Origin of the sequence: Fictibacillus sp. 5RED26 (assembly GCF_015903895.1) — a bacterium.
In the GTDB taxonomy this organism is placed as follows: Bacteria; Bacillota; Bacilli; order Bacillales; family Fictibacillaceae; genus Fictibacillus; species Fictibacillus phosphorivorans.
Genome location: NZ_JACZDU010000009.1, coordinates 35,020 through 58,935 on the forward strand (window position 1 = coordinate 35,020; position 23,916 = coordinate 58,935).

Consider the following 23,916-nt stretch of genomic DNA (forward strand, 5'->3'; position numbering starts at 1 on the left):
CCCACGCCCCTTCCTTAAACAAAGTATTGCTCGACCTTCTGATACAAAGCTTGTTTCTCAGGTGATGAGAAATAGGTTTCGATTTCCTCTATCGTCTTTAGCCCTTCAAAATAAGCATACTCTTGTCCAGACAACGTTTTCTTTACGATAGCCTTGATTAAGATATATTTGTCCTCCGTAATCACTTCTAAAATAGGAGTACTCGTATCGATTACACCTTCTATTTGATTCATAAAATCTTCTTCTCCTCTCTCTTCATAATCCAAAATGAGTTCACTTGCGAAATTCTCTGCTTCAGGAATAAGTGTTGCCGCAACTTCCACCATTACAGGTGGCTGGATGTCCTCTTGTTTCTTCTTATTCTCAGCTTTATTATTTGGTGGTTCTTGCTTTTCAACAGCTTCTGACTCTTTATCCTTCTTCTTTGTTTTTGCCTCTTTTTTCGGCTTCGTTTTCTTCTCCGGCTTTTCTTTTTCTAGATACTTTGTATTGAACTGGATGAGGAGACTATTCAGATCAAGGCTTTTGTGTTCAGCTTCAAGTCCCATTTCATCAAAGGCAATGGGATTGTTAAAACGCCCCATCAAATACTCATATCGATGCAGCATCTGTGTTCCGGCTTTTAAAGAAGAGAAAATGGGAAAGGGTTCAATTCGTTCATTGTCTAAATCTTCTCTTTTCTTGGTTCGAACGAGTACCCATTCACCTTTTTTAAGCCTCCTCAGTTCATCCGGCATCATTAGCGGACGTTCCTCTTCTTTTTCGCTGAACGACTTATCAAGGCTTAATGGTTGTCCAGAACGATCAGAGGACACAACCGTTTTTGTTCCTAGCTTTTTACTAAATTCTTCTGCGTCTTCGAGCTCATCAGACATGATATAGATTTGATTTCCACAGTTCCCTGTGATGGCTTTTGCGGCCTTGTCCCCATACTTCTCAGCGATTTGTGCAATGTTCTGAATCACGAGACAGTAGAGTAGACCACGGCTTAATCCAACGGCCAGTGAACGACTTAATCCTTCAATGGCCGGAATGTTGGCCACCTCTTCAAACAAGTGTCTCACCCTTCGAGGTAACTTACTTTCCTTAGTTAGGGTGGCTTTTTCAGATAATACAGCAGCAACTTGGGACAAAAATGTTGAAATGATACTGTAGTTAGAATCGTCCCAGTCTGGATAAACAATAAATAAAGCGATTGGTTTTTCACCAAACGCCAGGTCTTCAATATGGAAGGTTGTAGTCGCGGTCATTCTTGCAATTGTATCGTATGCATAGTTCTTCAGCTTTGCCATCGTTCCCGTGAAGATCCCCCCTCGAGTGACACCTTGAGAAAATTGAATCGTTGCATACTGTAATTTTGCTGGGTGATTGGCCGGAAGGTTTCCAAAAAAGTAATCGAGTTTGGTTTGTCCATCTTCATCGGGATTACTTCCTAATTCACTGAGCATAACCGTTACAGTGTACATCGTAATATTCTCAGGCTTGTTCGCCGTTAAGCTAATATCACAGACGGCTAAAATTAAAGCATTTACTAAGGCGATGGAACTCTCTTCCCACATTGGATCTTTGGCATTAGGGTTATGAAAAAGGGAATATGACAACGTATTACACAGCATCTGTGCCTTTGAATATTCCCCTTTCATATAGGCTTGTTTAATGAGTTCAAGTGGGTTGTACCCAATACTTTGATAGGGATTTAACAAGTTTAAGACATGAACATCATAGCCGCGCTTAATAAACTCTCCTCGCGTATTCTTGAGCATGTCCCCTTTAATATCTGTCACAATAACAGAATCCTTTTCTTCAGCCCTCATAATAACGTCGAGTAAAGGGTACGAAAACATCTCCGTTTTACCAGATTGTGTAGAGGCAACGACTAGCGTGTTCGTGTTATTTGGATCTATGTACAATTCATCCTCGTAATGAGTTACAGGGATTCCGGATTTTCCTTCGTAGTCCTCGTCATTATCTTTAACCGCATGATAGACTTCTTTCACTTCTTCCAGTGTTGTCCACCTTGCGGTTCCTTTTGTGCCTTTGTTGATGTCTTGAAACGATCTTCTGAGGTTGTACGCTTTAAGTGAACAAAAGAAGCCCAAGAAGCCGTACACAATTAGATAAACAAACCAATACTCCCAACGGAAGATAAGTGGCCATTCGGCAGATAGCATTGACCGAGGATCGACCGGATTATCTACGGAGTAGTTTTTAAATAAAGCCAAGTAGTTTGGAATGTTGAGGATAAAGTTTAATAAAAAGTTAACTACTAGTGTGCCACTTATAAAGGTAGCGACAAAAAAGGCTAGCAGTGTATACTTATTGGCTAAGATTTTCTTCCATTGTTTTGACTCTTTATGCATGGTGAATCCACCTCATTTCAGTTAAGAAATAAGAGGATAGCTTTTAGCCATCCTCGTTTTATTTGTACATTTAGGGTAGTAATGTCTTTTCGAATTCTTTAGAAATACTAGGCTTTTTTGCTTTATGAGGAATAGGAATAGTAAAGGAAAGAGGTGCTGTTTGTTCCAATACTGGTTCATTCTCCTTACTTACCTCTCGTTCCAGTTGTTTGTTTCTCGTCTCCTCTATTGTGCTGACCATATCTTTCACGGTCTTATGAACGCCCTGAAGGAGATCTTTTTTGTTCTCTAGTTTTGCACCCTTTGTCCATTCATGAAGGTAAGGCAGCGAGTATTCCGTTGTATCAAGTCCAAAATAAGAAGCAACACTCACCGCAACTAATTCCGCCTGAAATTCCTTTTCCGGCTGACTTAGTTTTGAATCGCGATGAAGTGTTGCATGAGCTAATTCATGTATTTTTGTTTTGATGTTTTGTAGCTGACCGTTCCGAGGGTTCAGAATAATTTCATGGGTTCCAGGAAAGTATGCACCTTTTGCGACACCTAAACTATAACTCTCGTTTTCTCTTAACTGAACCCCGATTTTTTCCATGTATGCATTGATACCTTGATCGAGGAGGTCATAATCTTTTACGTCCCCTTCTAACCAACGATTTGGGAAAATCTTAGTTAGGTCTTCAGCTGTAGCGTTCGTCTGGGAGATATCAAAAACATAACCCTTTTTAAAGCCAATGCTGCGTTGTTTGAGCACTTCTAGTGTTCCGTTTTTCAGAAGTTTCTTTTCTTCCGGTGTTGCTTCAGATACTTTCTTCTTCTCTCCGTTTAATGCCCTAAACATCTTAGGAAGTTCAAAAGGAACTAAGATACCGATTCCCTTTTCACCCTTATTTACAAAGAATCCCTTTTTCTTAAAGTCAGTGAAAGATGCAACAGCTGAAGCACCCATAAATTGATGTTGAATCAGTAGGGTATTACTAATTGAGTAAGTATAAAAATTAGACATGAAACGTAAGTATTCTTTTAGATCTTCAGGTGATTGCGTCACCTCTTCAATACGATCATTCATCGTATTTACAATTTCCGATAATTCTTTTTGTCTTTCTTCTTTATCTTTAATTTTGGCCATGTCACACCTCACTCTCAGCTGTGAGCTGTTTTGTTTTCCTATTAAACGGTAAATAGAGTCCTTCAGCCATATTAGCTTCTAAGGCTTCCCAGTACTCTGGATTATCCTTCTCAGCTTGAACTTCAATTTTTACTACTTGCTTATTAGATGTTTCTAAAACAAGAAAGGGTTTTTTTACTTCTACGAGTAATCCTAATTCATCATTTCCGATCATTTTTCAATCACTCCTTTTCTATCTAACAAAAGATCCTTAAACACGAAGAAAGCCACTATCGTCTACCAACCCTACTAACAAAAAAAGACGAAGGCTTTAATTATTCACCATTAAGAATCGCCTCTTTTATCTTATTATATTTGGCTTCTACTCCATCCTTTAACAAAGAGATGTCTTGATTCTCAGATGTGGCGCTAAACCCATAGAAACCAATTCCAAAAAGTGCAGCTGCAATCATTACTTTTTTTAAACCCACAAGTGGACGAGATCTGTACAAACTAGACTGCGCGTTACGGATCTCCTTCTGAAACCTTTTCTGTTTTCGCTCGAAGGCAGCATGTTCTTTTTCTTTTCTTTTAAATTCCTTCTTCATCTGCTTTTCAAGAAGATGTTTTTCACGCTTCAGATCTTCGAGAAATTCAAGCTTACCCTTATCAATCTCCTGTTGAAGACTCATCGGCAACTGAGCTTCATGAAGCACCGGGGCTTTATTCTCTGTTGTTTCTTGTTGGTTTTGTGAACCGCAATTTTTACGGTTCACTTCATCTTGCTTCTCTGCTTCTCTTTCAGCTTCTTGTTGTTTAAGTTCAGCTTGTCTCTCATCTTCTTGACGTTTTGACTCAGCTTGTCTCTCTGCCTCTCTTTCGGCTTCTTGACGCTTCAGTTCAGCTTGTCTCTCTGCATCCCTTTCGGCTTCTTGACGCTTCAGTTCAGCTTGTCTCTCTGCATCCCTTTCGGCTTCTTGACGCTTCAGTTCAGCTTGTCTCTCTGCATCCCTTTCGGCTTCTTGAGGCTTCAGTTCAGCTTGTCTCTCTGCATCCCTTTCGGCTTCTTGACGAGCTAATTGATTCTTGGTTAGTTCCTCTAGCTCCTGGCGTTTCAGTTCCGCCTGACGCTGCGCTTTCCGTTCAGCCTCTTGCCTCATGATCTCAGCTTGACGAAGTGCTTCTCTTTCTTCGGCTTGACGTTCAAGTGCTAACTGTCGCTGAACTTCCTTTTCCTCTTCTTGGCGTAACATATCGGCTTGCTGCTGTTCTCTTTTTTCTTCCTCTCTTTGCTTTAAATGCGATGTGAATTTCGCTTTTTTATCTTTTAATAAAGACTGAATCCTATTTATTCCTGATGTTTGTTTCACTTCTGCTTCATCATCATTCATTGCAATAGACAGCTTGTACAACAATGCTTCTTTTTCTTCCTTTGGTGTATCCTGAAAGGTGGTATTCAATGTTCTGCTCACAAGGAGAATAAGATTGGAAGCCTCCCCTTTCCCAACCGAACAAATGTCTCGAAATAAAAGACTCTCATCTTCATAGATAATGAATTCTATTTGTCCGGATACATTCTGTTCTGTTGCATACTCCTCCGCGTTTGATAACGAAATAGAAGCGTTTTTAAGTGTATATTTTTTATTGGGGGATAGAACGTTCTTCCATCTCTTATCCACCTTAAAGCGAACATAAATCACTTCGTACACCTCCTGTTTTTAAAAAGTAAGACCAGCCTTTAAAAACGTAATTCCTGCTTCACAGCCCAATACTACAGCTAGTCCGATAGCTACGTTTGTCATACCGTCCTTAGCTTCTTCTACCTTCTGCATGTTCTTTTTCATATAAGCTATTCCGTAAACAGATAATTTAAAGGCAGCGTAACTTCCGCCTACCCCTTGTACAGCACGAATACAATAAGTGATAATTTCAATTAATTGTTCCACGAGATGGACCTCCTGAGTTTATAAATGTATTTAAAATTACTGAGCCTTTTGGTTGATAAATAGTTCTAGAGCTTTTTCTACAACATCTTGATTGTTCTTTTCGATCTCCTGGTGTTGTTCATGCAGCCAATCATCATAATTGACCCCTTGAGCCTTTAATAGAAGGGTAGCAACATCCTTACTCTTCTTTAGTTCTTGTTTGCTTACTGCTTTTGCCATGATTATTCTCCTTTCTTGACCAACAAAAAAAGACCTAGAATGTTCTAGCTCTTACTGCTTCTAAAGAATTACTTTAGGTACACAATCCAATGTGTACGACACAACGTTACATTTACGATTGTCAGCGTATGCAGCGTATTTAATGCCTTACAAAAAACATTGATACTGTTTCCCAATCTGTAGTTGTCATCTAATTGGAAAATGTCCACTAAAATCCGTTTGGATTTTAAAATGGACGAACCTTTATCTTTCATATTTTGATCCCTCCTTTCAATTCTGTACCGTTGGTAATGAGAATAAGACTTTTTGATTGTTTAACCGATAAACATCAGTCAACACCTTCTCAGAAGGTAACAAGCGAATCATGAACTCAGATAACCCTACTAGATGGACAATCGGCTCTGAAGCACTGACAACGAGATTGATACCAGAATTTTGACACCCTATCAATTTAAGAATGGCATCCATTCTTTGCTCATCACTGATGGATTCAAACGATTCAAGAATCAAAAAGCGATTTTCACTCTTGCCAGATTTCTTTAGATCAGTAATCTTTCTTTTAATTGCATCAATTCTTAATTCATCTGTATGGATTGTATGTAGATCAACATGTGCAACTTCAGCAGCATCATTCACAGCGATATTATCTATAAGATCCCAGGTTAAAGAGCGCCTATCATTCATAGACCCTCCAGAAATTAAATACCCTGTCGCTTTTGTACGCTTACTATTAACTAAATTCACGATATTTCTAATATAAGAATCATAATTCATTAACCTACCTAACCTTTCTTTTTTTCTGAATTAGTAGTGATTATTAGGGAGAATCTATACCTATCTCTTCATATGGAAGAGACTCTCCTTTATTATGTTGTTCATGTAATGGGTACATGAAAAGAACCGAAGTTTTCGACTTCGGTTCTTTTTCCATATCTGACGACAAGACTAATTCAATTCATTCGTGAGTCTGTTTGCAAATTGTTGTTCTATTTAAATCCATGAATTTACTAACATTAATGCAATACCTAAACTAAATAACCAACCTATTGTTCGAGCTACTACCGAAGAGAGTTCCTTTTCTCGTGCTTTTGTAGGAAATTTAATAATAATATATGATTTCATAATTCCATCTCCAGCAACGATTAGCGCTCCTATTAGTGCTATACAAAAAACTATCTGATTCAACATAATACCTCTCTTTCTTGAATTCTCCTTCCCAGTTGATACTTGTTGTTTTATTTGTTTTAAATAATCACTACTAGTCCTGAAATTGAAATTGGTTTATCAAATATCGGATAACATCCGCATCCGTCACTTTATCTTCCTTTGCAAAGGCATGAGTAGGAGTTAGTCGATTGCCCATTTGGCTCTCAAACGCAATGATTCTTTTTATCTCTTCAAACTTGTCTCTTTCATTTTGGTTCAACCTACATTGAACGCTAGACGAACGATTCTGCCTCTTCAAGTCGACCCCCCTTGTACAAACTTGCAAGTAAAATGTAGTACAAATTAAGCTACTAAAACGGAAGTTAAAACTATAGGATTAAAACTACAGCCCAGCCTATACCTAAAATGATTCCCCCAGTTATACAGAGTAAGAAAAAAGATAGTGTTGCCGATTTTTGTTTAATGATTAGAATAAGTAAAGTTACGCTTAAAAAGACAGACATGATTATAAGTTTCGGTTTTAAATCTTCCCACATTATCCAAAGAGACTGTATTACCTGTTCCACCTGCCACTTCCCCCAAGTGAACGCTTCATGCGATTCAATTGTTTCATAGCTTCCCAATAACCAATAACGACTAATTCAGCTGTATGTTGATCTGGTGTATGTTTAATACATGATAAATAATATCTGTTTTGAAAAAGAAAAAGTCTATCCTGGTCATAGTCGGTTAACTCACTACGTGTAACTTCTCGGTGTAATACATAATTATATGAATCTACTCTTTCGATTAAATAGTTAGAAGGCTTTATATCATTATGTTTGTAGTCTGCTTCAGTAAAATTCATAACCTTAAAATCCTTTTCATTCCGCATGGCGTTCTCCTTTCTTGTTCTATTTTGTAAACGATTAAAGAAAGGGCTGGGTATTCCCAGCCTCTTCGAATCCCTTCTTAGATACCAGCTGTCAATTTTGCTTGGAATGCCTCAATAACTGAAGTAATTAATCCCGGAAACGCTACTTTTAATACAGCAATCATTAACCCCACTACGATAACTGCTCCAATCATCCAATACTGACGGTCTGCGTTTTGATCTAACATATTAATATCATCCTTTTCTATTTGTTTTTTATTGAAAAAAGACCAGGATATCCTCGTCTTTTAAGCAAACATTTTTTTAATTTTTGACAACAAAAAAGCGCTATCTAATATTGGATAACGCTGCGCCTTTCACCTGTATATCCCGACTAAGAATCGGTAAGAAGAAAAATTCATACTTCGTTTTAATGGTATAAGTTATTTGTTCTCCGTATTGAAACTTTTGATCCATTTGAGGACTTTCAACCTCGAACTTCCCATCGTAATGGTCATGGTTATATTCGTTGATCTTTGTTATTGCTGTTCCATTCAACCCACCATATCTCTCGATCTGGTAATTTACATACTGCTTATATTCATTGGCATGGTTAATCGATGCAAAAAACATGGCCAGCGAAAACAAAGTAAAGATGATGAACAAGGAAATGTAGAGTTTCCCCATCTCCATAACAGAACCTTCCATCATTGGACGACACCTCCCTTCCTAGAATGAAATAGACGTCACAACGTCCGTTAACATCGCTGCGGCATATCCTGCTGTAATTAAGAAACTAGCCATTGTTAGTTTTGTTGGATACATAACAAATTTTCTTAATTTGTAGGCGATGATATCATCTACACCTTCAAACAATTCTTCACTGGCCATTTGTCCAAGTTCTGTAATGATGGAATGATCAAAAGTGTTTTGCTGAAAATCGTACAGTGTTGTCATAAAGAGAATGGCACTGTCTGTCCCACTCGCGTCGATCGCAAACTTCTTAAACGGTTCTTCAGAGTTTGGATGTTCGTTCATCTCAATAAGCAAACGTTCTAAACAGTGCTTCACATGACCATCCTCTAGGCGGCTAAGCATTCGATTGAACACACTATATAATGTGGCGCCAGATTGTAAAAGGTACGGTATAAGCATTCTCATGAACTTTGAAAACACAAGCTGTTTTTCGAACTGAAAGTTCCGATAAAACTTAAGTGCCCGTTTATATTCGCTTGTCCAAATAAAAACACTTATTGCAATACCGGCAATAAATAACCATTTGTTTATAAAAATAGAAAGTAGAATGAAAGTTAAGAATATGGATACGGTTAGAAAGAAACGTCTTTTCTGAAATTTAATGAATCGCTCCTCATTAAGCCCCATTTCCTCGAGCATTTGGAACAAATCATGTTCTGCCAGTCGATGCCATATGTTTTGTTTTTCTTGTGTCATAGTTGCACCTCCATAATGTCGTCATCTACTAGCCGTTTTCGGAACGATGCAAAGTAGCCACCAAGAATCATAAGGTAAGCTCCACTTACCACCCAACCGATCGGACTGTGTGCATAGACCGTAATAAATTGTTTCCACCCAAAACTAAACGAAATCGCCGCAATGAGGGCAAGACCAATGGTACAAATAAACTTGAAGTTATAAGCCTCACGACTTTTAGCTGCTTTGAATTTGTCTTGTCTCTTTTTAACTTCATTATGGTACGTTTTTATGTCCTTTAAAGTCTCCATACTAAAGCGTCCTTCTGTCATGGCCGTTGTGAGTTGTTCAATGTACATATCGAAAATCACGTCTTTTTCATACTTCTTTGATAGGACTTGAAAAGCTCTTTGGATTTCTTCTTTATCTGCATCGAGTAAGGATGCCTGAAGTTGTAGAAGATCATGTTTAAATTCACCATGTGCCCGATCGCCAACAATCTTAAGTGCCTCGAGTATCGTTCGTTCTGGATTCGTTAGGATCTGTGTAATATTGTTCACAAAGTTATTGCGTTCTCGAAATGCATTATTTTCATAGATTCTCTTAATACTTGCCGGTAACATTACCCGGTAGCTGTAGAGCATTCCGATGCACCCAGCAAGGAGCGCAAGCCACCAGTAGTAATACAGAGAAAACGTATAAAGAGCTGCCACGACAAAGGGAATGGTTAGTGTCGCGAACAGCTCTTTACGTTGAATGGGATTTCCATATGCTTTTTTATATGCATTTAACTCATCTAAGGTATATATCTTTCTTTTCTTTAACATTGACTAGCTCTCCTTATCTTCAATTGGGTCATTTAGACAAATACAGTCATTCCCCCCTGCTAAAAGGAAAAGGGCTGAAATTCCAATTACGGTAATTGAAATTATCGGTGGCGATACGTCTATTTCATAAAACCTCTCAAATATTATTAAAAGTCCCGTTACAATTACCATTACATTTAGTGCACAGAATGTCGACAATAGAAAAACGAAAACTTTGGACATGGAATTAAGTTGTTCCTATAAAATGATTAGCACGCTTATATTTCTTTAATCTTTCTGCGAAATCTTGACTATACTTTCCTACCACACCGTAGATCTCATCACCTTCCTTTTTTTGTTCATAGACCGTGAGCGCGGTGCCGTCTGCTTGATATTCTACAATTTCTCGAAGATATCGAATCACTTTCCCTTTGATCTCCGTCTTTTCAATATGGACTCCAAACTGAAAATAGTTATAGATATCTGACTTGATGGATTCTTCGTCTACTTGGTAACCCATTTTCATCATGTTTACAAACCGTTTAGGGATGGCTCTTGCATCCACCGCATGAAGGGTTGTAATGATTCGGTGCCCTGAAAGGACAGCCTGAAGCATCTCGTATGCTTCTTTACCTCGCGTTTCAGAAACTAAGATCCATACCGGATTGTTTCGAAGTCCTGCCTTAATCAGATCCGTATGAGTAGTGGACTGTGATGTTATCCAACTGTGAATATCCTTGTCCGGAAAAAGATCCTTAATGTGGCTATCGATCGTATCTTCTACCATCGCAATCTTTTCATCAAACGGAATCATACTTACCAATAGTTTCTGTAATTCCGTTTTTCCCGTTCCCGTTTCCCCAGAGATAACAATATTAGAACGTGTCGCAATAGCGTCTTTAAAAAAATCTAGAATATATGGTGGCGCAAAATCTGAAAAGTTCTCTTCATTTAAAGCTAGTTTGGCTTTTGAAGCACGTAATGCCATTGTCGTACCATAAGGTGAGATACTGTTATGAACGGCATTTAAACGCAAGTTACTGAGTGTTGCATCGAGAATCGGTGACTTGGGTGTAAATTCTTTTCCCACAGCGTTCGCAAACTTTTGAATGAGCTTTACGATATAGTTTTCTGTCACCTCATATTCATAGGTGTATTTTCTTTCATTCGTATTCACGATTAATTCCGTTCCGTTGTAGCTGATATCCGTCACGTTTTCATCCTTGATAATCGTTTCAATGATTCCTAGCCCCACAGTCTCTTGAACGACATGATCCAATAGTTCATCTGTTGAGAGGAATGTTCCATGTTCTGTCATTAAAATATCTCGTAGGACTTCTCGCGCCTCATAATCAGTAAACGCATCAAGTAACAGCTGCGGATGAAGTCTCTTTAGTTCATTTTGTATACCTTCTAGTGTTTGTGGATGTATTTTCACTGTGATCACTCCTTCTATTATTTACTGAACGTCTGCGACATAGGTTGTTTTGTAAGCATTGTCACGATCGTCAGTAATTTGAATACGAACGGCTTTAATTCTTCCGTCAGTAGCTTTTAAATATTGATAATCAAAATCCTTTGGATTAATCTTTGCATTTGCGTTTGTTTTGAATAGTTGCTGAAACGATGTCTCGAAGTTAGACTCTGTTAATTCTGCACGACCCGACTCCACTCGTGCACTGTTATCTAAACTCTTCACACCTGCGATCTCAGCTGATTCGGTCATTGTCGTTAACGTAGCCCGATACCGAAACTCTTCACTCTTATGATTACTGACCAGTATGATTATCATGAAACCTAAATAGATGATAAAAATAACCCAGGGAAAGTCTTTCATCTTTCACCCTCCTAAAAAATATGACCCAGTTATATAACTGGGTCATTCCTTATGAATCTATTATGACTAGTAGTTTCGATGAAACCCTAGTATGTCGAACACGTTCCCCTCAATTTCAATCATGAACGTGTCTTCAGCTGTCACACTTGGTAAGCTGATCGGATGTAGTGAATTGAACCTAAAGAGATATTCTCCTTCTTCAATGTACTTGAAGTCTTCTCTCCATAGTTCAGCTCTCCACAGCATCTCAAACGGCTCATTCTTCATTAATTTAAAGGCTCCTGAAGGGATGTCTACCTTCCCTACTTTTCCACCAAAATCAACCGTTCCAAAAACACGATTGGCCGGGGTAGACGTTAGCTCGATGACGAATTTTTCGCCAGCCCGGAACACTCCTGTATGAGGATATTTTCCTTCTTCTCCCCATATCTTCTGCCATTCTGGTGTATGCGTTACGGAAGCCTTTAAGTTCGCGATATGAACGTTTACTTGTTGGGTTGTACTCCCCGTAGCCCCTTCGTTATCCTTAACCGTTAACTTGACCTGGTAGGATGGACTGGCAGCTAAAAGGGATGGATACCTTTCAGTACTAGTTGTCTTCTTTCCATCAACAGACGTGAATTCCCAAGCCCAAGAGACGATTTTTCCACCTTTAGATGGATCGTAAGACGAATCAGGGTTAAACGATATGCTCTTTCCTAAGAACGGCTCAAAGGGTTCCCAAACAAATGTAGCGACTGGTGGCTCATTTGGTGGCTTAGGTAAAACTGTAATCTTTCGGACCTCAGGTACTAATGATTTAAGCCCATCATCATCCGTTACATGCAATTCAACCGTATAGACACCTTCAACTGCACCACTTATTTTAGGAAACATTTCTGTTGAAGTAGTCACCGTTCCAGTAGGCGCTTGAATTTTCCACTGGTAACCCACGATGTCTCCATCTAAGTCATAACTATCAATAGGATCTAGCGTGAACGTGTCTGTCGCATGAATCACCTCAGGATACCAAGAAAATAGCGCGAATGGACGGTCAGGCCCTTTGATGACTTCGATATGTTGCACCGTTGTATCGGACAGAGACTCTAAAGGAAATGGAGGCGAATCCCACACCGTTTGATAAATTTTGTAGCTGCCAATTCCACCAAAATCTCTAAAGTCAGTAGGTGCAACACCTGTTTCCCATGTTTCAAGAACATCACCATTTGAATCAAGTTTTTCCACTTTCCATGAATACTTCAACGGATTGTGATTATCTGGGTCTGTACTTGTATCTGTGTAGGTTGCGACAGTTCCAAGCTCTAACGGCTTTGGAGCTAGTGTAAACCTCGATAAAGGTGGGTTATTGTTCATCACTTTCACCTGTTCTTCATGGATCTCCGACTGTAGTGAAGGACCTTCTCTCGGAACATCCCACACGGTAAGCCCCATTACGTACGTCCCTTCTCCTAATCCCACATCGTTAAAGCTTGTTGGCCATTCAGTCAGCGTTTTTAAAATAGTGGATTCCCCTTGTTTACGAACCGTGATTTGATAGTTATCTAGCTGATCTCCGTTTGGATCATAACTTAAATCTTGAATGTCTAACTTTGTTTTTGTACTTACAACATCTTGCAGTGTGAAATCCGCAACAGGAGGAACATTATCTCCCGTATTGATCCGTTTCGTTACAGATGCATAAGCACCATCGATGTCTTCCACTTGCAAAGTGACATCATAAATTTTATTTGACTGCAACTGACTTGGTGGCTTCCCTTCATGAGTAACCCCGTCAACGGTGTAAGACATCCATTCATGTTTTACAATTCCTTTATCTAACCGATTGACTTGGTGGTCAGGATCATAAGAAAGAGTAGGATCAAGCATAAGTTCATAACCTTTATATGGATCGAGCTTAAAGGTGAAATTCGCCACCGGTGGGCGATGCACATGAACTTTATAAGCTTTCGGCACCTCTTCATCCGACCACTTCCGGTAATTAAAGAAACGCTGATCTTTCCAATGTACTGGGTCATCTAATGAACGAAGATTAACCGTGTATGTCCCTGGTTTCGAAAGTTGTAATGGCGCATTCAACCACTTTTTATTTTCAGAGATTACAGCATCAGCTTGATTATCGATAACGCGGCCATTGACCTCTGTTTTATCGTGCGTGAACTTCCACTCGCGTTTGATCTCTGGGTCGTTCTCGTTATCCTGATACGTTACGGTGTAATCGATCCGATCTCCAATTAATACCGTTAACTCTTCTCCGTTCTGCTTTAGACCATAAGCATTGATTAAAAAGTTTTCAATATCACTTACGTTCTTCGATAAGATGAACGGGTCGTAGCTTTGAAACTTACCAAGTCTTGAGCTCTTAAGGAAGATTTGATCTGCATTGGCTCTATTGGATACGGCAGCCATGTTATAAAGAAAAACATCCTCTGTCTTCGTCTTATTAACTACCATATTTACTTTTGTCGCATCTCCCATCCAGTTCCATGCTTCTTTATCCATTCGAATATAGTGTCGCTTTGCGTCTGTCCGGTACGTTTGACTGTTATAAGCTGACGAAAAATCAGTGGTGTTTACTTGTTCAATCGAATTTACACCTTGATCGTAATAGTATTGAATTTCCCATCGTTGGTGATAGTTCGTCTTTTTTAACCTGTGGTCATAAACCGTTCGTTCAAAATCATGGTAGATGGCGCGAAGCCACCACGAGCTTGATCCCCAAACCGTTTTATATTCAATACAACCTTTCGTTTTAGGATCTGTTTTCGAACAATCTGAACTATTCTGGTACCATCTTCGGGATTCATATGGCCAATTCTCATAAGCACCTGTTGGTGGTTCTTGAGAAGGTGTTGACGCGTACACGGTGTAAGACACACTTGAAGCTCCTACCTCTACCGCATCGGATGCCTGTCCGATAACCTCTCTCACATAGCGCCAATCACTTCCTGCAGAAGGTCTTCCTTGTCCATATTTCTTAATCGTTTGTGTTTGTTTCTTCGGAGTCGAACTATCAATAACCCATCCAGATGGAGGCGAATAACCTGAAGGCTGATCGTATACGTTTTGATAGTCATAGGTTTGCCAATAGGTCCAACCCCATTGAGGGATGTTTCGAATTCCTACTCCGTCCACATCCAGAACTTTATGGTACTTATTATCAAAGGAAATCTTTGCATCAATTCCCTTTGCCGCAAGATTGGCTTGTAATTTGCCTGATAGAGCTGTCATGGCATTCTTTGAGACTTCATCATACGTAAAGTATCGATGATCGTAATCGCCATCGTTTGGTGCTTTGCCGGTGAGATGCTGCGGTGTAGCCGTATCTAAGCCAGCATAGTTTAAGACAACATCTACTTTATTACGTCTAAACATCCCAAAATCAACTACCGGCGGAGTATTATCGACTTCTACTACCTTGTCGGTATCAGGAATGTTGAAGTTTTTGTCCTCTAAATAAAAAGCTACATCCCCTGCCCCGTGTAGATTATTGGACTGATCCTTTTGATAATGTTCGTCTGAAATGAATTCCGGTAATGTTGGTTCTGCAAAACCTTCTTTGATCTCCATACTAAATCGGTAGTTACCTACCTTATTTGTTTTATAAAGAACAGATAAAAGGTTTCCAGAAGTAATCACTTGCTTAGGAGAATCTAACTTCGTACCTACAAAGCCATCATTGTTTGAATCAAATTCAACATAGTAGATTCTTTCTTTAATCGTGTCACCATCAGGGCTTGTACTTATATCTGTCAGTTCAATTTGTGCTTCTTTTGAAGTTCCATCTCTATAAGCTGTTTTTGTATCAACTGCAAACTTTGCTTCAGGTGCAGCATCCTCTAAAACGGTGAATTCTTTTGAAACAGGATCAGACGTTTCGCCAAACTTGTTTGTCACGGTTACCGTGGCTTCATAGTCTCCTGCCTCTCGTACAAGGAACTCTAGTTTTTGCTTATTAGTTGTTGGTCGAATCATAATACCTTTTGGATCAACACCTAGTGTTAAAGGAACAATGTGCCACTCCGTTTTGGTGTAATCTATCGGCGCAACATGAACCGATGGTGTTTTTCCTTCCGATGGTTTTGCATCTAACGAGATGGCGCGATTCTCTTTTTTATGACCGCCTATCGCAAAGTCCGCAATCGGCTTAGTCGGTAAAATAGAAAAAGTTTTAGAAGCCACATCGGATAGCGTGTGATCGTCTAAAACTTTTATGGTAACTGTATGTTGTTCAGGTTCAGTGACCCGTGAGAACTTCTTTGTACCACTTTCAGCTCGCTGGTTATCGAATGACCAGGCATGTTCAACAATCTTAGATCGTGGATCTGGGTGGTATGAATTGTTTTGAGCTTCGACTGTTTCTGGCCAGAAATAGCTATCTTGAGCAAAGACACTGGCAACAGGTGGCGCGTACTCTTGATCGGGCGCACACGTTGGATCATTTGGATCACATCCACTACTTGGTGGTTTTGTTTCTGGTGGTGGAGGAGGAGGCGGTTCCTCACTATCTTTTGGCATCACATATGCATGTGTTCGATCAGCATCTTCCTTGTCCGCGGCCTTTCGATTCACCCTCACCTTTGTATCAAAAATCTGTTTATAGGTACCGTTTTTAACCATTTCTTTCGGAACCGTAAACGTAAAATTGACACTTTCACTTGTCTTCTTCGAATTTACAACTCTTGAAATGTAACTGTTCGCTTCTGATTTCTTAGCTAGAAAGGTCCATGACTGAATGTCCCCAGCTGCATCTTTTACTATTCCTTTGACATTCACTGTGATGGTTGCCTTGTCTCCTTCGATTACCTGGCGTTCAGGAGTCGCAGTTGCTTCAGCCAACACCTCAGCTTCTAAATAAGGTTCAACAATGACTTTTACTTTCTTTGTGGCGACGTCTTGATCTTTATCTCCAAATTTCGTTTCGAGAGATCCTTTTGCTTCTAATACAACATCAAATGTACCGGGTTTTGAAAAATCACTTCTTGAGAACGTGATAGCTTGTCTGTGCCATACCCGATCTGTATATCGATCTGTTGTTTGTTTTCCTTTATATTCGGAAGTGATTCTTGTGATGTGATCTTTTTTAGCATAACCGGTCAACTTGGCAGTCGATGTGACCGTCATTTGGCCTTCAACTTTATTTTCTGTGTTAGAAATAATATAAGTATCATCATCCGTACTTATATTCGTTTCTATCGCACTACCTGCCACCATCGGAGGAACAGTAAAGGTGGCATACCAAATACTTCCGTTGCTATTTTGGTGCTCCGTGTAAATTGAACCTGCGGATTTCCAAGTTGGAGCAACTTCCACTCTTCCGTATGGTCTACCTCCTAGTTTATGAACGTTTAGGTTTTTTGCCCCGTTCCCTTGAAGAAGAACATTATTTGTATAGTTAAACTGATCTGAATCATCCATCCTTTTCCATGATGATTCACTGGGATCTACCTTTATGAATTTCCATTCATCTGGGCTAGAGCCTGTAGCATCATTGATAAAACACTTATTAGATACTACATTTCCATACTCGTTGTATCCTAAGTTTCGAAATTCAGCCTCATTACCGCAATAACTCCCTACTCTAAATGTTCCATGACGATCCCCATAGACAATGAGATTGTATTGTTGATAGGTTTTATAGTTAGCTTTTTGACCGTTTGTATTTACAATCCTTTTGCCTATCTTAACTAGGTAATCATAAAATTCTGTTTCATTTGCAGGGTAACTGCCAGCTTGTATAACTTTTGTATTGCATAAAAGTGTAAAGAGTAGAATGAATGTAAATATATACTTCCATTTACGTACATTCATTTTATTAAGGCTTTCTTACATATGAGAAATAAAAAGTTGGAACTGTCCTTTTTTCCATAACCACATTAATATTTCCAAATTTCTTTTTACGAACCGTACCATCTTTAGTTTGGCGTTTAGCAGACTTTAAGTATTCACTGAAAACAAATTCAAATATCGCTTTTTCATTGTTTTCATCAAATAAAGCATTAATACTGTTTTGTAGCTTTGCTTTGTAAACAGCCTCTGCATGATCTTTATTCAGTTCACTAACATCTGTATACCACAAGCTGCTTGTGGTTAAGGTTATGTGGCTATTATATTTATCGCCCTGTTCATCGTAGAAGATGTAGTTAAAGGCTGTGCTACCTGACATTGCATAAGCTTCCGAAGGAGAGAATGATAGTATTACGCGAGAAGGAATAGTGTCCATTTTCGGCATATAGCTTGTGCTTGTGTAATATTTTCCATGTAATAACGAAACCGTAGCATTATAAATCTGGCTATTTACATGAGGGTTAATACGTTTTGGATTCATCTTTCTTTCAAAACGACCTGATTGTCCATCCTTTTGAAAATAAAGGTTCTTATTGATGACTCTGTACTTATGAACGGATGCATAATCGTACATCTTCATATAATTCGCAAATGGATCTTTCGGTGGTGAAGCCCCATCTACTCTCTGAGGCATCAACGTTACAATAAACGCAAGTGATAAAGCTGCTAAACTTTTAGACTTTAAAAATTTCATTTGGCCATTCTCCTTTTCTTTTTTTACTTTTTATATTCTTGGATCACGACAAACTGATGAGGCTCTTCACTTTTGTAAAAGGTTGTTTCAATCACATATACAATACTTGGTCCGAAGACTGTACGTTCCAGCCTTTTATCGCCACTGTACTGATAGATAAAAGGGTATGTAACGAGCTTACTTGTTAAAGGATTGATATAGCTATTGTCGATGTATTGGACGTCTAACAGTTTTATAGGCTGTTCTAAGATCGTCGAGTGTATGGGCTTAAGATCCTGATCAATTTTCAGGTTAGCCATCATCGTCTCTCTAAATGTTTTATCGGCTTTACTTTTCACAAATAAAACTTTGTTGTTTGCGATCATATCTTCGTCCACTTGTAAGGCCGCGTCATGTGCGGCGTTCTCCACCGCATATTCCACTTTATCCATTCCGATATCAAATAGGGTCACCTCAAGTTGATACATGTTGATATAAGCCCACAAAACAGCTAGGAACCCCGTCACAAATACATACTTCAAACCTTTTCACCTCTAATTTACAAATTCACTCATCCTTGCTGAAGACCGAACATGCGGCGGATTCTCTTCTTCTGAATCAGAAGAAATAAGACCACCTAAGATAAAAGTGTACTTATTAGGAGCAGTAATAGTTCCTTCCACGTATTCACCTCTCATCTTCATATCTTCTGTTAACCTAAGTTCTACCTCATCTCGCTCATAGCCGATTTCTTCTAATTGCGTGTATATTTCTTCTTTATTTTCTTCTGTATAATAACCGTCTAGTGCTGCCTTTTCAGTCGATTTATAGATGGTTCCTTGTATAATCTTTCCTCTAGCGTTTTCTAAATCATTTAATATTGGAGTGAACGAAAAATAAAGAAGGAAAGGGAAAACGATAGTAAAAAGAATAATTTCTTTCATAAATTCCTCCTAAAAACAGGGGACTGCTTGCCCCCCATTCCGTTTTACTTCGACATTTCCGTTTGTACTTCTGCAAGCTTGGTTTTCGTGGTGTCCTTCATATCTTCTGCATCACCTTGAAATCCTCCGTCACCATATAAAAAGCCTGATGCTAAAGTTAGGGCAAACACCAACATAACTACTTTCATTGCGATTTCTTTCATTTTCCTTCTAACCTCCACAGTTTATTTATGATAATCACAAATGATATTTGTGTAGTATCTACAGATTATTGGACATGTTGATAATGTCCTTGTATTGAAGAAAGTGAACAACTAAGGGACAGATGAAGATGCTAAACGCACACATGAAACAGATCATGTAAATAATCTTGCCCCGGTCCTCTAAGTAATCCTCGTATTCTCTGATATTTTGATTAGAGAACTCTTCTCGCTTTTGTTCTAACAATTGTTTGGTTTGGCTGATCGGCAACATCTCTACTTCTTGCATCACAAGAGCGAGCCTCTCAGCTTCAGGTGTATGAATATCTCCTACAAACGCATTCCAATTGATTTCTTTTCCGTCACCACTCGATAACGCTTTATCAATGGCTTTCTTAATATGGTGAAAGTATTTTCTACTTTCATAAAGTAAGTTGTAAATATTCCCTACCTTCTCCTCGTGTGTACTAAATTCAGATGTGATCAAAAGATATAAGGAATACACCTCATTGTTTTTTCTTCTTATACGGGATTTCCTATACGTGTTTAAGAGGTAGTGCAAAGGAAACCCTTTTCGTAGAACACATCCTACTGAAAACAAAAGACAGATAAGCAAAAGAGATGTTGAGGAAAAAGGACCGATACCGGTATTCATCTTTATCAGGTATAAAATAACTCCAAATCCCACAATCGATAGGCGAGTACCATTAAACACGATGCTATCTAGCCATGCTGGCATCATACATCTCTTTAATTCAGTTTCTGTTGTTTCGTTATACAAAATAGATCCTAACGTCGTATCCTTTGGATTGGTTACGACTTGCTTAAACTTTAAATTCAATCGTGTGTATCGTCGTCGATCGTCTTGATACACCTTGGTTAGTAAAAGAAAAGCCCCTATTAGAAAGGAAGTTCCTATTCCATAGAAGGCTAATGTACCGGGATTTAGTAGATTCATAGGCTCTCTTCACCCTTATAGTTGTTTTTTAGGATTAGCTAAGATTATAGCCATTAAAATACCAATAACCGCAACTGACACTGTAATGGAAAGTGCCTTTACCCCCATAGAAGTCGATAAAAGATAAGGGTAAGAACTGGTTAACATGATCTTTTGATCGTTGATAATAAAAAGTATGGGTGCCGCGATTGCAGGTAACCAGCCCAGTTGAGCTGTTTCTCTTCCTTTTGTTTCAGCTTTTCGTAGATTTCTTTCTTGTAATGAAATTTCCTCAGTCACATCTTGTAAGATGTTGCTTACGTCCGTTCCATCTAAAGCCCTTAAGATAGCCAGAGATAAGTTTCTACCTGCAAAACTACCAATTTGATACGAAAAGACTTGAGCTGCCTCTTCTCGTTCCTCATGTTCGAGTAGACGAAGATAAAACATGGTAAACACCACTTTTAGGTTTCCCTTTAATTCTTGGCTCATTTCCTTTAAAGCAAAATACATGCTTTTATCATTTTTCAAATACGACTGAAACAGTTTAAGTGCAGCTACATTAATATTTGCTTGTGCGTTCGCTCGAATACGTGAAAGTCGAATATAAAGGAACACGACTGGAACACAGATCGCAAACAGGATGGAAAAACTTAGAGAGAAAATCACATTTTGCGTCCTAGTTAAAAAGAACAAAAGAAACAATGAGAAAAAGCAGGCTTGAACCATCAGGATCTTTCGTAACATGACTGGTCGATAACTCGCTATTGTCGCTCGTAACAACTGGTTATACCAGGACAACATTTTGTTTTTGATTACCTGCTCTTTTTCTTGTTTCAACAGCTTGCTGACACGCATCCGAATAAACGCTGCTTTGTAATTAAATCCGAACAAGTGTAACAAGATGAGTATGGCCGCAAGACCGATGGAATAATGGAGAAGGTTTAAAATAATATCCAAGTAGTCACGCATTAAAAACCACTTCCTCGCAGTACCTTAAATGTGTAACCGGTCTTTCTTCTCTCTTCCACTTTCATCGGATATTTTTCACTTAATTCTTCCAGTGCCTTTTGTAGCGTAACCATTTCTTTACGGTTCTTTTTATAAGCCAACCGTTTAATATTATTTGGAATCTCATGGTGGTAGGTCCAAGTGTCTTGTTCCCAGTCATAGTCCATGACTTTCCATATGGAGACATCCAATGTATCTTCATCTACATGATAAAACTGAATCCCTGTTACTTTCTTTTCATGTTTAGGATCATCGATAGCATCCATAGAAATCGAGAAGTGAAGAGCTTTTGCAAACCGTAAGTATTCGGCGTATTTGTTACCACCTTCCCTTTTATTACGTAAGCTGATCGTTGCTAGTATATCCGGTATGTCAATCGGGTCGCTCTCATGAATCGTACCCATCACTTGCGTGATTCCTCTCGTCATTCCACTAGCGAATATCTCTGCTTCATCTTCTCGTATTTCTGCCATGACTAGACGTTTAATATCTTCCCTTAACAAGGTAGGAAACACGACGGTTTCAAGCTCTTTACCCGTTCCCTGCTTGTGAATGATCTGTTCCCCTGGAAAGTGAATTCTTGGGTACATTTCAAAAGAGGACTCAATGAATCCTGTTCGACTCAAGTCTTCTGAGCCATTTAACAGTGTCATTAAAAAGGTGCTCTTGCCGCACTCCGGTGGCCCTCCTATGATGCTGCTAAAAGGCATCTTGGCCAATATCTCGAGTAAAAGTACAGCTTCCTGTGGAATCGTATTGAGCTTCACTTGTGTGCTAAGATCATACGTTTTCACAATTTGTCTTCTAAACGTTATAACTGGTTCAATGGTTCTACCAGGAATACTAATGGTTACTCGTATGCCATCCATCGTTGTTGTTAAGAGCTCGGTATGTTGGATCGCATCTAACTTGTTTTTTCGATCGGTATTTTTTAACCTCTCAGTCAGTTCATACACTTTTTCTATGGTTTGAAAGGAGTACGGTGCTTTTACATAACGGCCATTCTTATCGATGAAGATATCCTTTCCGATCACTTGCGCTTTTGGAGAGTTAATCAGTACGTTTCTCCACTGTCCTAATGGTCCCCAACCATAAGCTTCTTCAAAAATAGCGTTATTTAATTCGGAATAATAATCTGGAATCTCCACCTCAGAAATCGCATTCTTCAGCAAGAAATCATCAATGATAACGAGAATTGATTTTCTCGCTATCTTATCCCCCATCGCTGAACGATGCATATTCTCTACAAAATCTTCTTGTTTGTTATCCTGTTCAATTCGGTTGTTTATCTCTTCTTTCACGAATTGTTTAGCTCTTTCTACGATGTCATAGAAGGATGCATTCTTTTTAATAAACCCTGTATGATTTTGTTGGGAAAGATACTCGTTTATGCTGAACCGTTCACTCGTTTTTGTTGTCATACATTTGCCCCCATGAAAGAAAAGAATGACTTTTTCTTAAGTTTTGGCATGTTCCCTTCAACTAAAGAGGTTGTAATCGCTCTTGCGATCGTATGAATGGCCTTATTAAAGGGTTTTCCAGCCTCATTGGAGATGATGCCATGTGCAATTTCAATGTCTTCAGCTCCTGGTACATACGGTACTCTACCGACAAGTGGGATGCCTAACTGATCGGTTAAAAGTCTAGCGTTGTACGCTGCGTTTACTGAGTGTTTATTAATAATGAGTTGGAACTGATCTTCGGTGTAACCGAGCTCTTTTAGAATTTGATTGCGAATTTGCTTAAAGTTTCTTGCGGATATATCTTGCTGAGTCGCAACCAGTAAATGAGTGGTTGAATATTTTAATCCGGCTACCACTGACGCAGTATCATAGATTGATCCGAGATCCAGAAGCACAATATCAAACTCTTGCTTGGCAATTTCAATCAGCTTTTGTATAGCCTCCATGTTATAAAATGACTCAGAAGCAAATCTTTTATCTCGATTGCCAACGAGATAATAAAAGCCATCTAGTTCAAGCATCAAGGACTTTAATTTGTTTTTGTCCCGTTGGTACTCTTTTTCAAAAATACCGTTCTCTATGGAAGCATATAAACTATCAAAGCTATAATCTGTTTCCTTACCTGGAATGTCTCCAGCATTGTATTGGTTAAGGCCTAAAACACCTACCTTCAGATTAAAGGAAGAGAGTTCACTAGCAAGGCATAAGGCGAGCTGCGTCACACCTACTTGTGAATGCGTACCAGAAAGAGAGAAGACCGTGTTATAATCCATTCTTCTTTTTTCAATCCCAAACCATTCAAGAAGAAGAACCTTCATAAATTCGTTTGATGGCACCTTTTCATGAATCACCGTAATGTTGTTCCCATGACAAACGTTTATAAGTGTCTCGCTCAACACCTGTGCGATCATTGCCATCTTTACTTCAGGAAATTGATCTCTGAGATGGATAAGGTCAACGGTATCTAAATTGGTCTGATCAAATATCAAACCTTCGTGGCGATGAGTAATTTCACCGACATCGCTAATCTTAATCAGCTCTGTAATCTGATTGATTTTTTCAATACTTGCTTCGAAACCCGTATTTTGACTCATAAAAGCGACTTTCATCAGCGCGCCTC

25 protein-coding genes are annotated in these 23,916 nt (G+C 38.9%); all 25 read right to left on the bottom strand.

Annotated elements, in window-relative coordinates:
• Positions 1-14 precede the first annotated feature (14 nt).
• Positions 15-2,360 (bottom strand): VirD4-like conjugal transfer protein, CD1115 family, encoded by a 2,346-nt coding sequence (locus tag IHV10_RS20220; RefSeq protein WP_197133817.1) that lies wholly within the window; start codon positions 2,358-2,360, stop codon positions 15-17.
• 70 nt (positions 2,361-2,430) lie between these two features.
• Positions 2,431-3,486, bottom strand: a complete 1,056-nt coding sequence (locus IHV10_RS20225; RefSeq protein WP_197133824.1) for an ArdC-like ssDNA-binding domain-containing protein — start codon at positions 3,484-3,486, stop codon at positions 2,431-2,433.
• 1 nt (position 3,487) lies between these two features.
• On the bottom strand, positions 3,488-3,700 hold the full coding sequence (locus IHV10_RS20230) for a hypothetical protein (RefSeq protein WP_197133826.1): 213 nt from the start codon (positions 3,698-3,700) through the stop codon (positions 3,488-3,490).
• Between the two features lie 100 nt (positions 3,701-3,800).
• On the bottom strand, positions 3,801-5,165 hold the full coding sequence (locus IHV10_RS20235) for a hypothetical protein (protein WP_197133828.1): 1,365 nt from the start codon (positions 5,163-5,165) through the stop codon (positions 3,801-3,803).
• 18 nt (positions 5,166-5,183) lie between these two features.
• Complete coding sequence (locus tag IHV10_RS20240; RefSeq protein WP_197133830.1) at positions 5,184-5,411, bottom strand: hypothetical protein; 228 nt, start codon at positions 5,409-5,411, stop codon at positions 5,184-5,186.
• A gap of 36 nt (positions 5,412-5,447) precedes the next feature.
• The gene (locus IHV10_RS20245) at positions 5,448-5,630 is read right to left on the bottom strand and encodes a hypothetical protein (RefSeq protein ID WP_197133832.1); all 183 of its coding nucleotides are present in this window, start codon (positions 5,628-5,630) and stop codon (positions 5,448-5,450) included.
• A 270-nt stretch (positions 5,631-5,900) separates the two neighbouring features.
• Positions 5,901-6,314: a hypothetical protein gene (locus tag IHV10_RS20250; protein ID WP_197133839.1), complete on the bottom strand. Its 414-nt coding sequence runs from the start codon at positions 6,312-6,314 to the stop codon at positions 5,901-5,903.
• A 306-nt stretch (positions 6,315-6,620) separates the two neighbouring features.
• Positions 6,621-6,818 (bottom strand): hypothetical protein, encoded by a 198-nt coding sequence (locus IHV10_RS20255; protein WP_197133842.1) that lies wholly within the window; start codon positions 6,816-6,818, stop codon positions 6,621-6,623.
• Between the two features lie 70 nt (positions 6,819-6,888).
• Complete coding sequence (locus IHV10_RS20260; RefSeq protein WP_197133845.1) at positions 6,889-7,095, bottom strand: hypothetical protein; 207 nt, start codon at positions 7,093-7,095, stop codon at positions 6,889-6,891.
• A 255-nt stretch (positions 7,096-7,350) separates the two neighbouring features.
• Positions 7,351-7,671, bottom strand: a complete 321-nt coding sequence (locus tag IHV10_RS20265; RefSeq protein ID WP_197133847.1) for a hypothetical protein — start codon at positions 7,669-7,671, stop codon at positions 7,351-7,353.
• A gap of 77 nt (positions 7,672-7,748) precedes the next feature.
• Positions 7,749-7,898, bottom strand: a complete 150-nt coding sequence (locus IHV10_RS20270; RefSeq protein ID WP_197133850.1) for a hypothetical protein — start codon at positions 7,896-7,898, stop codon at positions 7,749-7,751.
• 100 nt (positions 7,899-7,998) lie between these two features.
• A complete protein-coding gene (locus tag IHV10_RS20275; protein WP_197133852.1) occupies positions 7,999-8,361 on the bottom strand; it encodes a hypothetical protein in 363 nt (120 codons plus the stop codon).
• A gap of 18 nt (positions 8,362-8,379) precedes the next feature.
• Positions 8,380-9,102, bottom strand: a complete 723-nt coding sequence (locus IHV10_RS20280; protein WP_197133853.1) for a hypothetical protein — start codon at positions 9,100-9,102, stop codon at positions 8,380-8,382.
• On the bottom strand, positions 9,099-9,908 hold the full coding sequence (locus IHV10_RS20285) for a hypothetical protein (protein ID WP_197133855.1): 810 nt from the start codon (positions 9,906-9,908) through the stop codon (positions 9,099-9,101). Before IHV10_RS20285 ends, IHV10_RS20280 begins: the two co-directional genes overlap by 4 nt.
• A 226-nt stretch (positions 9,909-10,134) precedes the next feature.
• A complete protein-coding gene (locus tag IHV10_RS20290; protein WP_197133857.1) occupies positions 10,135-11,325 on the bottom strand; it encodes an ATPase, T2SS/T4P/T4SS family in 1,191 nt (396 codons plus the stop codon).
• Between the two features lie 21 nt (positions 11,326-11,346).
• Positions 11,347-11,724, bottom strand: coding sequence for a hypothetical protein (locus IHV10_RS20295; protein ID WP_197133859.1), 378 nt, complete (start codon positions 11,722-11,724; stop codon positions 11,347-11,349).
• Between the two features lie 66 nt (positions 11,725-11,790).
• The gene (locus IHV10_RS20300; protein ID WP_197133861.1) at positions 11,791-17,532 is read right to left on the bottom strand and encodes a PKD domain-containing protein; all 5,742 of its coding nucleotides are present in this window, start codon (positions 17,530-17,532) and stop codon (positions 11,791-11,793) included.
• 4 nt (positions 17,533-17,536) lie between these two features.
• Positions 17,537-18,262 (bottom strand): hypothetical protein, encoded by a 726-nt coding sequence (locus IHV10_RS20305; RefSeq protein WP_197133864.1) that lies wholly within the window; start codon positions 18,260-18,262, stop codon positions 17,537-17,539.
• A 23-nt stretch (positions 18,263-18,285) separates the two neighbouring features.
• Entirely contained in the window at positions 18,286-18,783 is a 498-nt protein-coding gene (locus IHV10_RS20310) for a hypothetical protein (RefSeq protein WP_197133867.1), read from the bottom strand.
• A gap of 12 nt (positions 18,784-18,795) precedes the next feature.
• The gene (locus tag IHV10_RS20315; protein ID WP_197133870.1) at positions 18,796-19,185 is read right to left on the bottom strand and encodes a hypothetical protein; all 390 of its coding nucleotides are present in this window, start codon (positions 19,183-19,185) and stop codon (positions 18,796-18,798) included.
• 44 nt (positions 19,186-19,229) lie between these two features.
• On the bottom strand, positions 19,230-19,388 hold the full coding sequence (locus tag IHV10_RS20320; protein WP_197133873.1) for a hypothetical protein: 159 nt from the start codon (positions 19,386-19,388) through the stop codon (positions 19,230-19,232).
• Positions 19,389-19,446: 58 nt separating this feature from the next.
• Entirely contained in the window at positions 19,447-20,343 is an 897-nt protein-coding gene (locus tag IHV10_RS20325) for a hypothetical protein (RefSeq protein WP_197133887.1), read from the bottom strand.
• 15 nt (positions 20,344-20,358) lie between these two features.
• Complete coding sequence (locus IHV10_RS20330) at positions 20,359-21,294, bottom strand: hypothetical protein (protein ID WP_197133890.1); 936 nt, start codon at positions 21,292-21,294, stop codon at positions 20,359-20,361.
• On the bottom strand, positions 21,294-22,754 hold the full coding sequence (locus IHV10_RS20335; protein ID WP_197133906.1) for an ATPase, T2SS/T4P/T4SS family: 1,461 nt from the start codon (positions 22,752-22,754) through the stop codon (positions 21,294-21,296). Before IHV10_RS20335 ends, IHV10_RS20330 begins: the two co-directional genes overlap by 1 nt.
• Complete coding sequence (locus tag IHV10_RS20340; RefSeq protein ID WP_197133909.1) at positions 22,751-23,905, bottom strand: AAA family ATPase; 1,155 nt, start codon at positions 23,903-23,905, stop codon at positions 22,751-22,753. The genes IHV10_RS20335 and IHV10_RS20340 overlap by 4 nt, the downstream gene beginning before the upstream one ends.
• Positions 23,906-23,916: the final 11 nt, after the last annotated feature.

Bases quoted from the DNA above. Each gene is read 5' to 3' on its own strand.
- IHV10_RS20340 (WP_197133909.1), bottom strand. From the start codon at position 23,905: ATGAAAGTCGCTTTTATGAGTCAAAATACGGGTTTCGAAGCAAGTATT.
- IHV10_RS20275 (WP_197133852.1), bottom strand. From the start codon at position 8,361: ATGATGGAAGGTTCTGTTATGGAGATGGGGAAACTCTACATTTCCTTG.
- IHV10_RS20300 (WP_197133861.1), bottom strand. From the start codon at position 17,532: ATGAATGTACGTAAATGGAAGTATATATTTACATTCATTCTACTCTTT.
- IHV10_RS20330 (WP_197133890.1), bottom strand. From the start codon at position 21,294: ATGCGTGACTACTTGGATATTATTTTAAACCTTCTCCATTATTCCATC.
- IHV10_RS20335 (WP_197133906.1), bottom strand. From the start codon at position 22,754: ATGACAACAAAAACGAGTGAACGGTTCAGCATAAACGAGTATCTTTCC.
- IHV10_RS20265 (WP_197133847.1), bottom strand. From the start codon at position 7,671: ATGCGGAATGAAAAGGATTTTAAGGTTATGAATTTTACTGAAGCAGAC.
- IHV10_RS20320 (WP_197133873.1), bottom strand. From the start codon at position 19,388: ATGAAAGAAATCGCAATGAAAGTAGTTATGTTGGTGTTTGCCCTAACT.
- IHV10_RS20225 (WP_197133824.1), bottom strand. From the start codon at position 3,486: ATGGCCAAAATTAAAGATAAAGAAGAAAGACAAAAAGAATTATCGGAA.
- IHV10_RS20295 (WP_197133859.1), bottom strand. From the start codon at position 11,724: ATGAAAGACTTTCCCTGGGTTATTTTTATCATCTATTTAGGTTTCATG.
- IHV10_RS20280 (WP_197133853.1), bottom strand. From the start codon at position 9,102: ATGACACAAGAAAAACAAAACATATGGCATCGACTGGCAGAACATGAT.
- IHV10_RS20250 (WP_197133839.1), bottom strand. From the start codon at position 6,314: ATGAATGATAGGCGCTCTTTAACCTGGGATCTTATAGATAATATCGCT.
- IHV10_RS20305 (WP_197133864.1), bottom strand. From the start codon at position 18,262: ATGAAATTTTTAAAGTCTAAAAGTTTAGCAGCTTTATCACTTGCGTTT.
- IHV10_RS20285 (WP_197133855.1), bottom strand. From the start codon at position 9,908: ATGTTAAAGAAAAGAAAGATATATACCTTAGATGAGTTAAATGCATAT.
- IHV10_RS20255 (WP_197133842.1), bottom strand. From the start codon at position 6,818: ATGTTGAATCAGATAGTTTTTTGTATAGCACTAATAGGAGCGCTAATC.
- IHV10_RS20220 (WP_197133817.1), bottom strand. From the start codon at position 2,360: ATGCATAAAGAGTCAAAACAATGGAAGAAAATCTTAGCCAATAAGTAT.
- IHV10_RS20270 (WP_197133850.1), bottom strand. From the start codon at position 7,898: ATGTTAGATCAAAACGCAGACCGTCAGTATTGGATGATTGGAGCAGTT.
- IHV10_RS20315 (WP_197133870.1), bottom strand. From the start codon at position 19,185: ATGAAAGAAATTATTCTTTTTACTATCGTTTTCCCTTTCCTTCTTTAT.
- IHV10_RS20325 (WP_197133887.1), bottom strand. From the start codon at position 20,343: ATGAATCTACTAAATCCCGGTACATTAGCCTTCTATGGAATAGGAACT.
- IHV10_RS20230 (WP_197133826.1), bottom strand. From the start codon at position 3,700: ATGATCGGAAATGATGAATTAGGATTACTCGTAGAAGTAAAAAAACCC.
- IHV10_RS20245 (WP_197133832.1), bottom strand. From the start codon at position 5,630: ATGGCAAAAGCAGTAAGCAAACAAGAACTAAAGAAGAGTAAGGATGTT.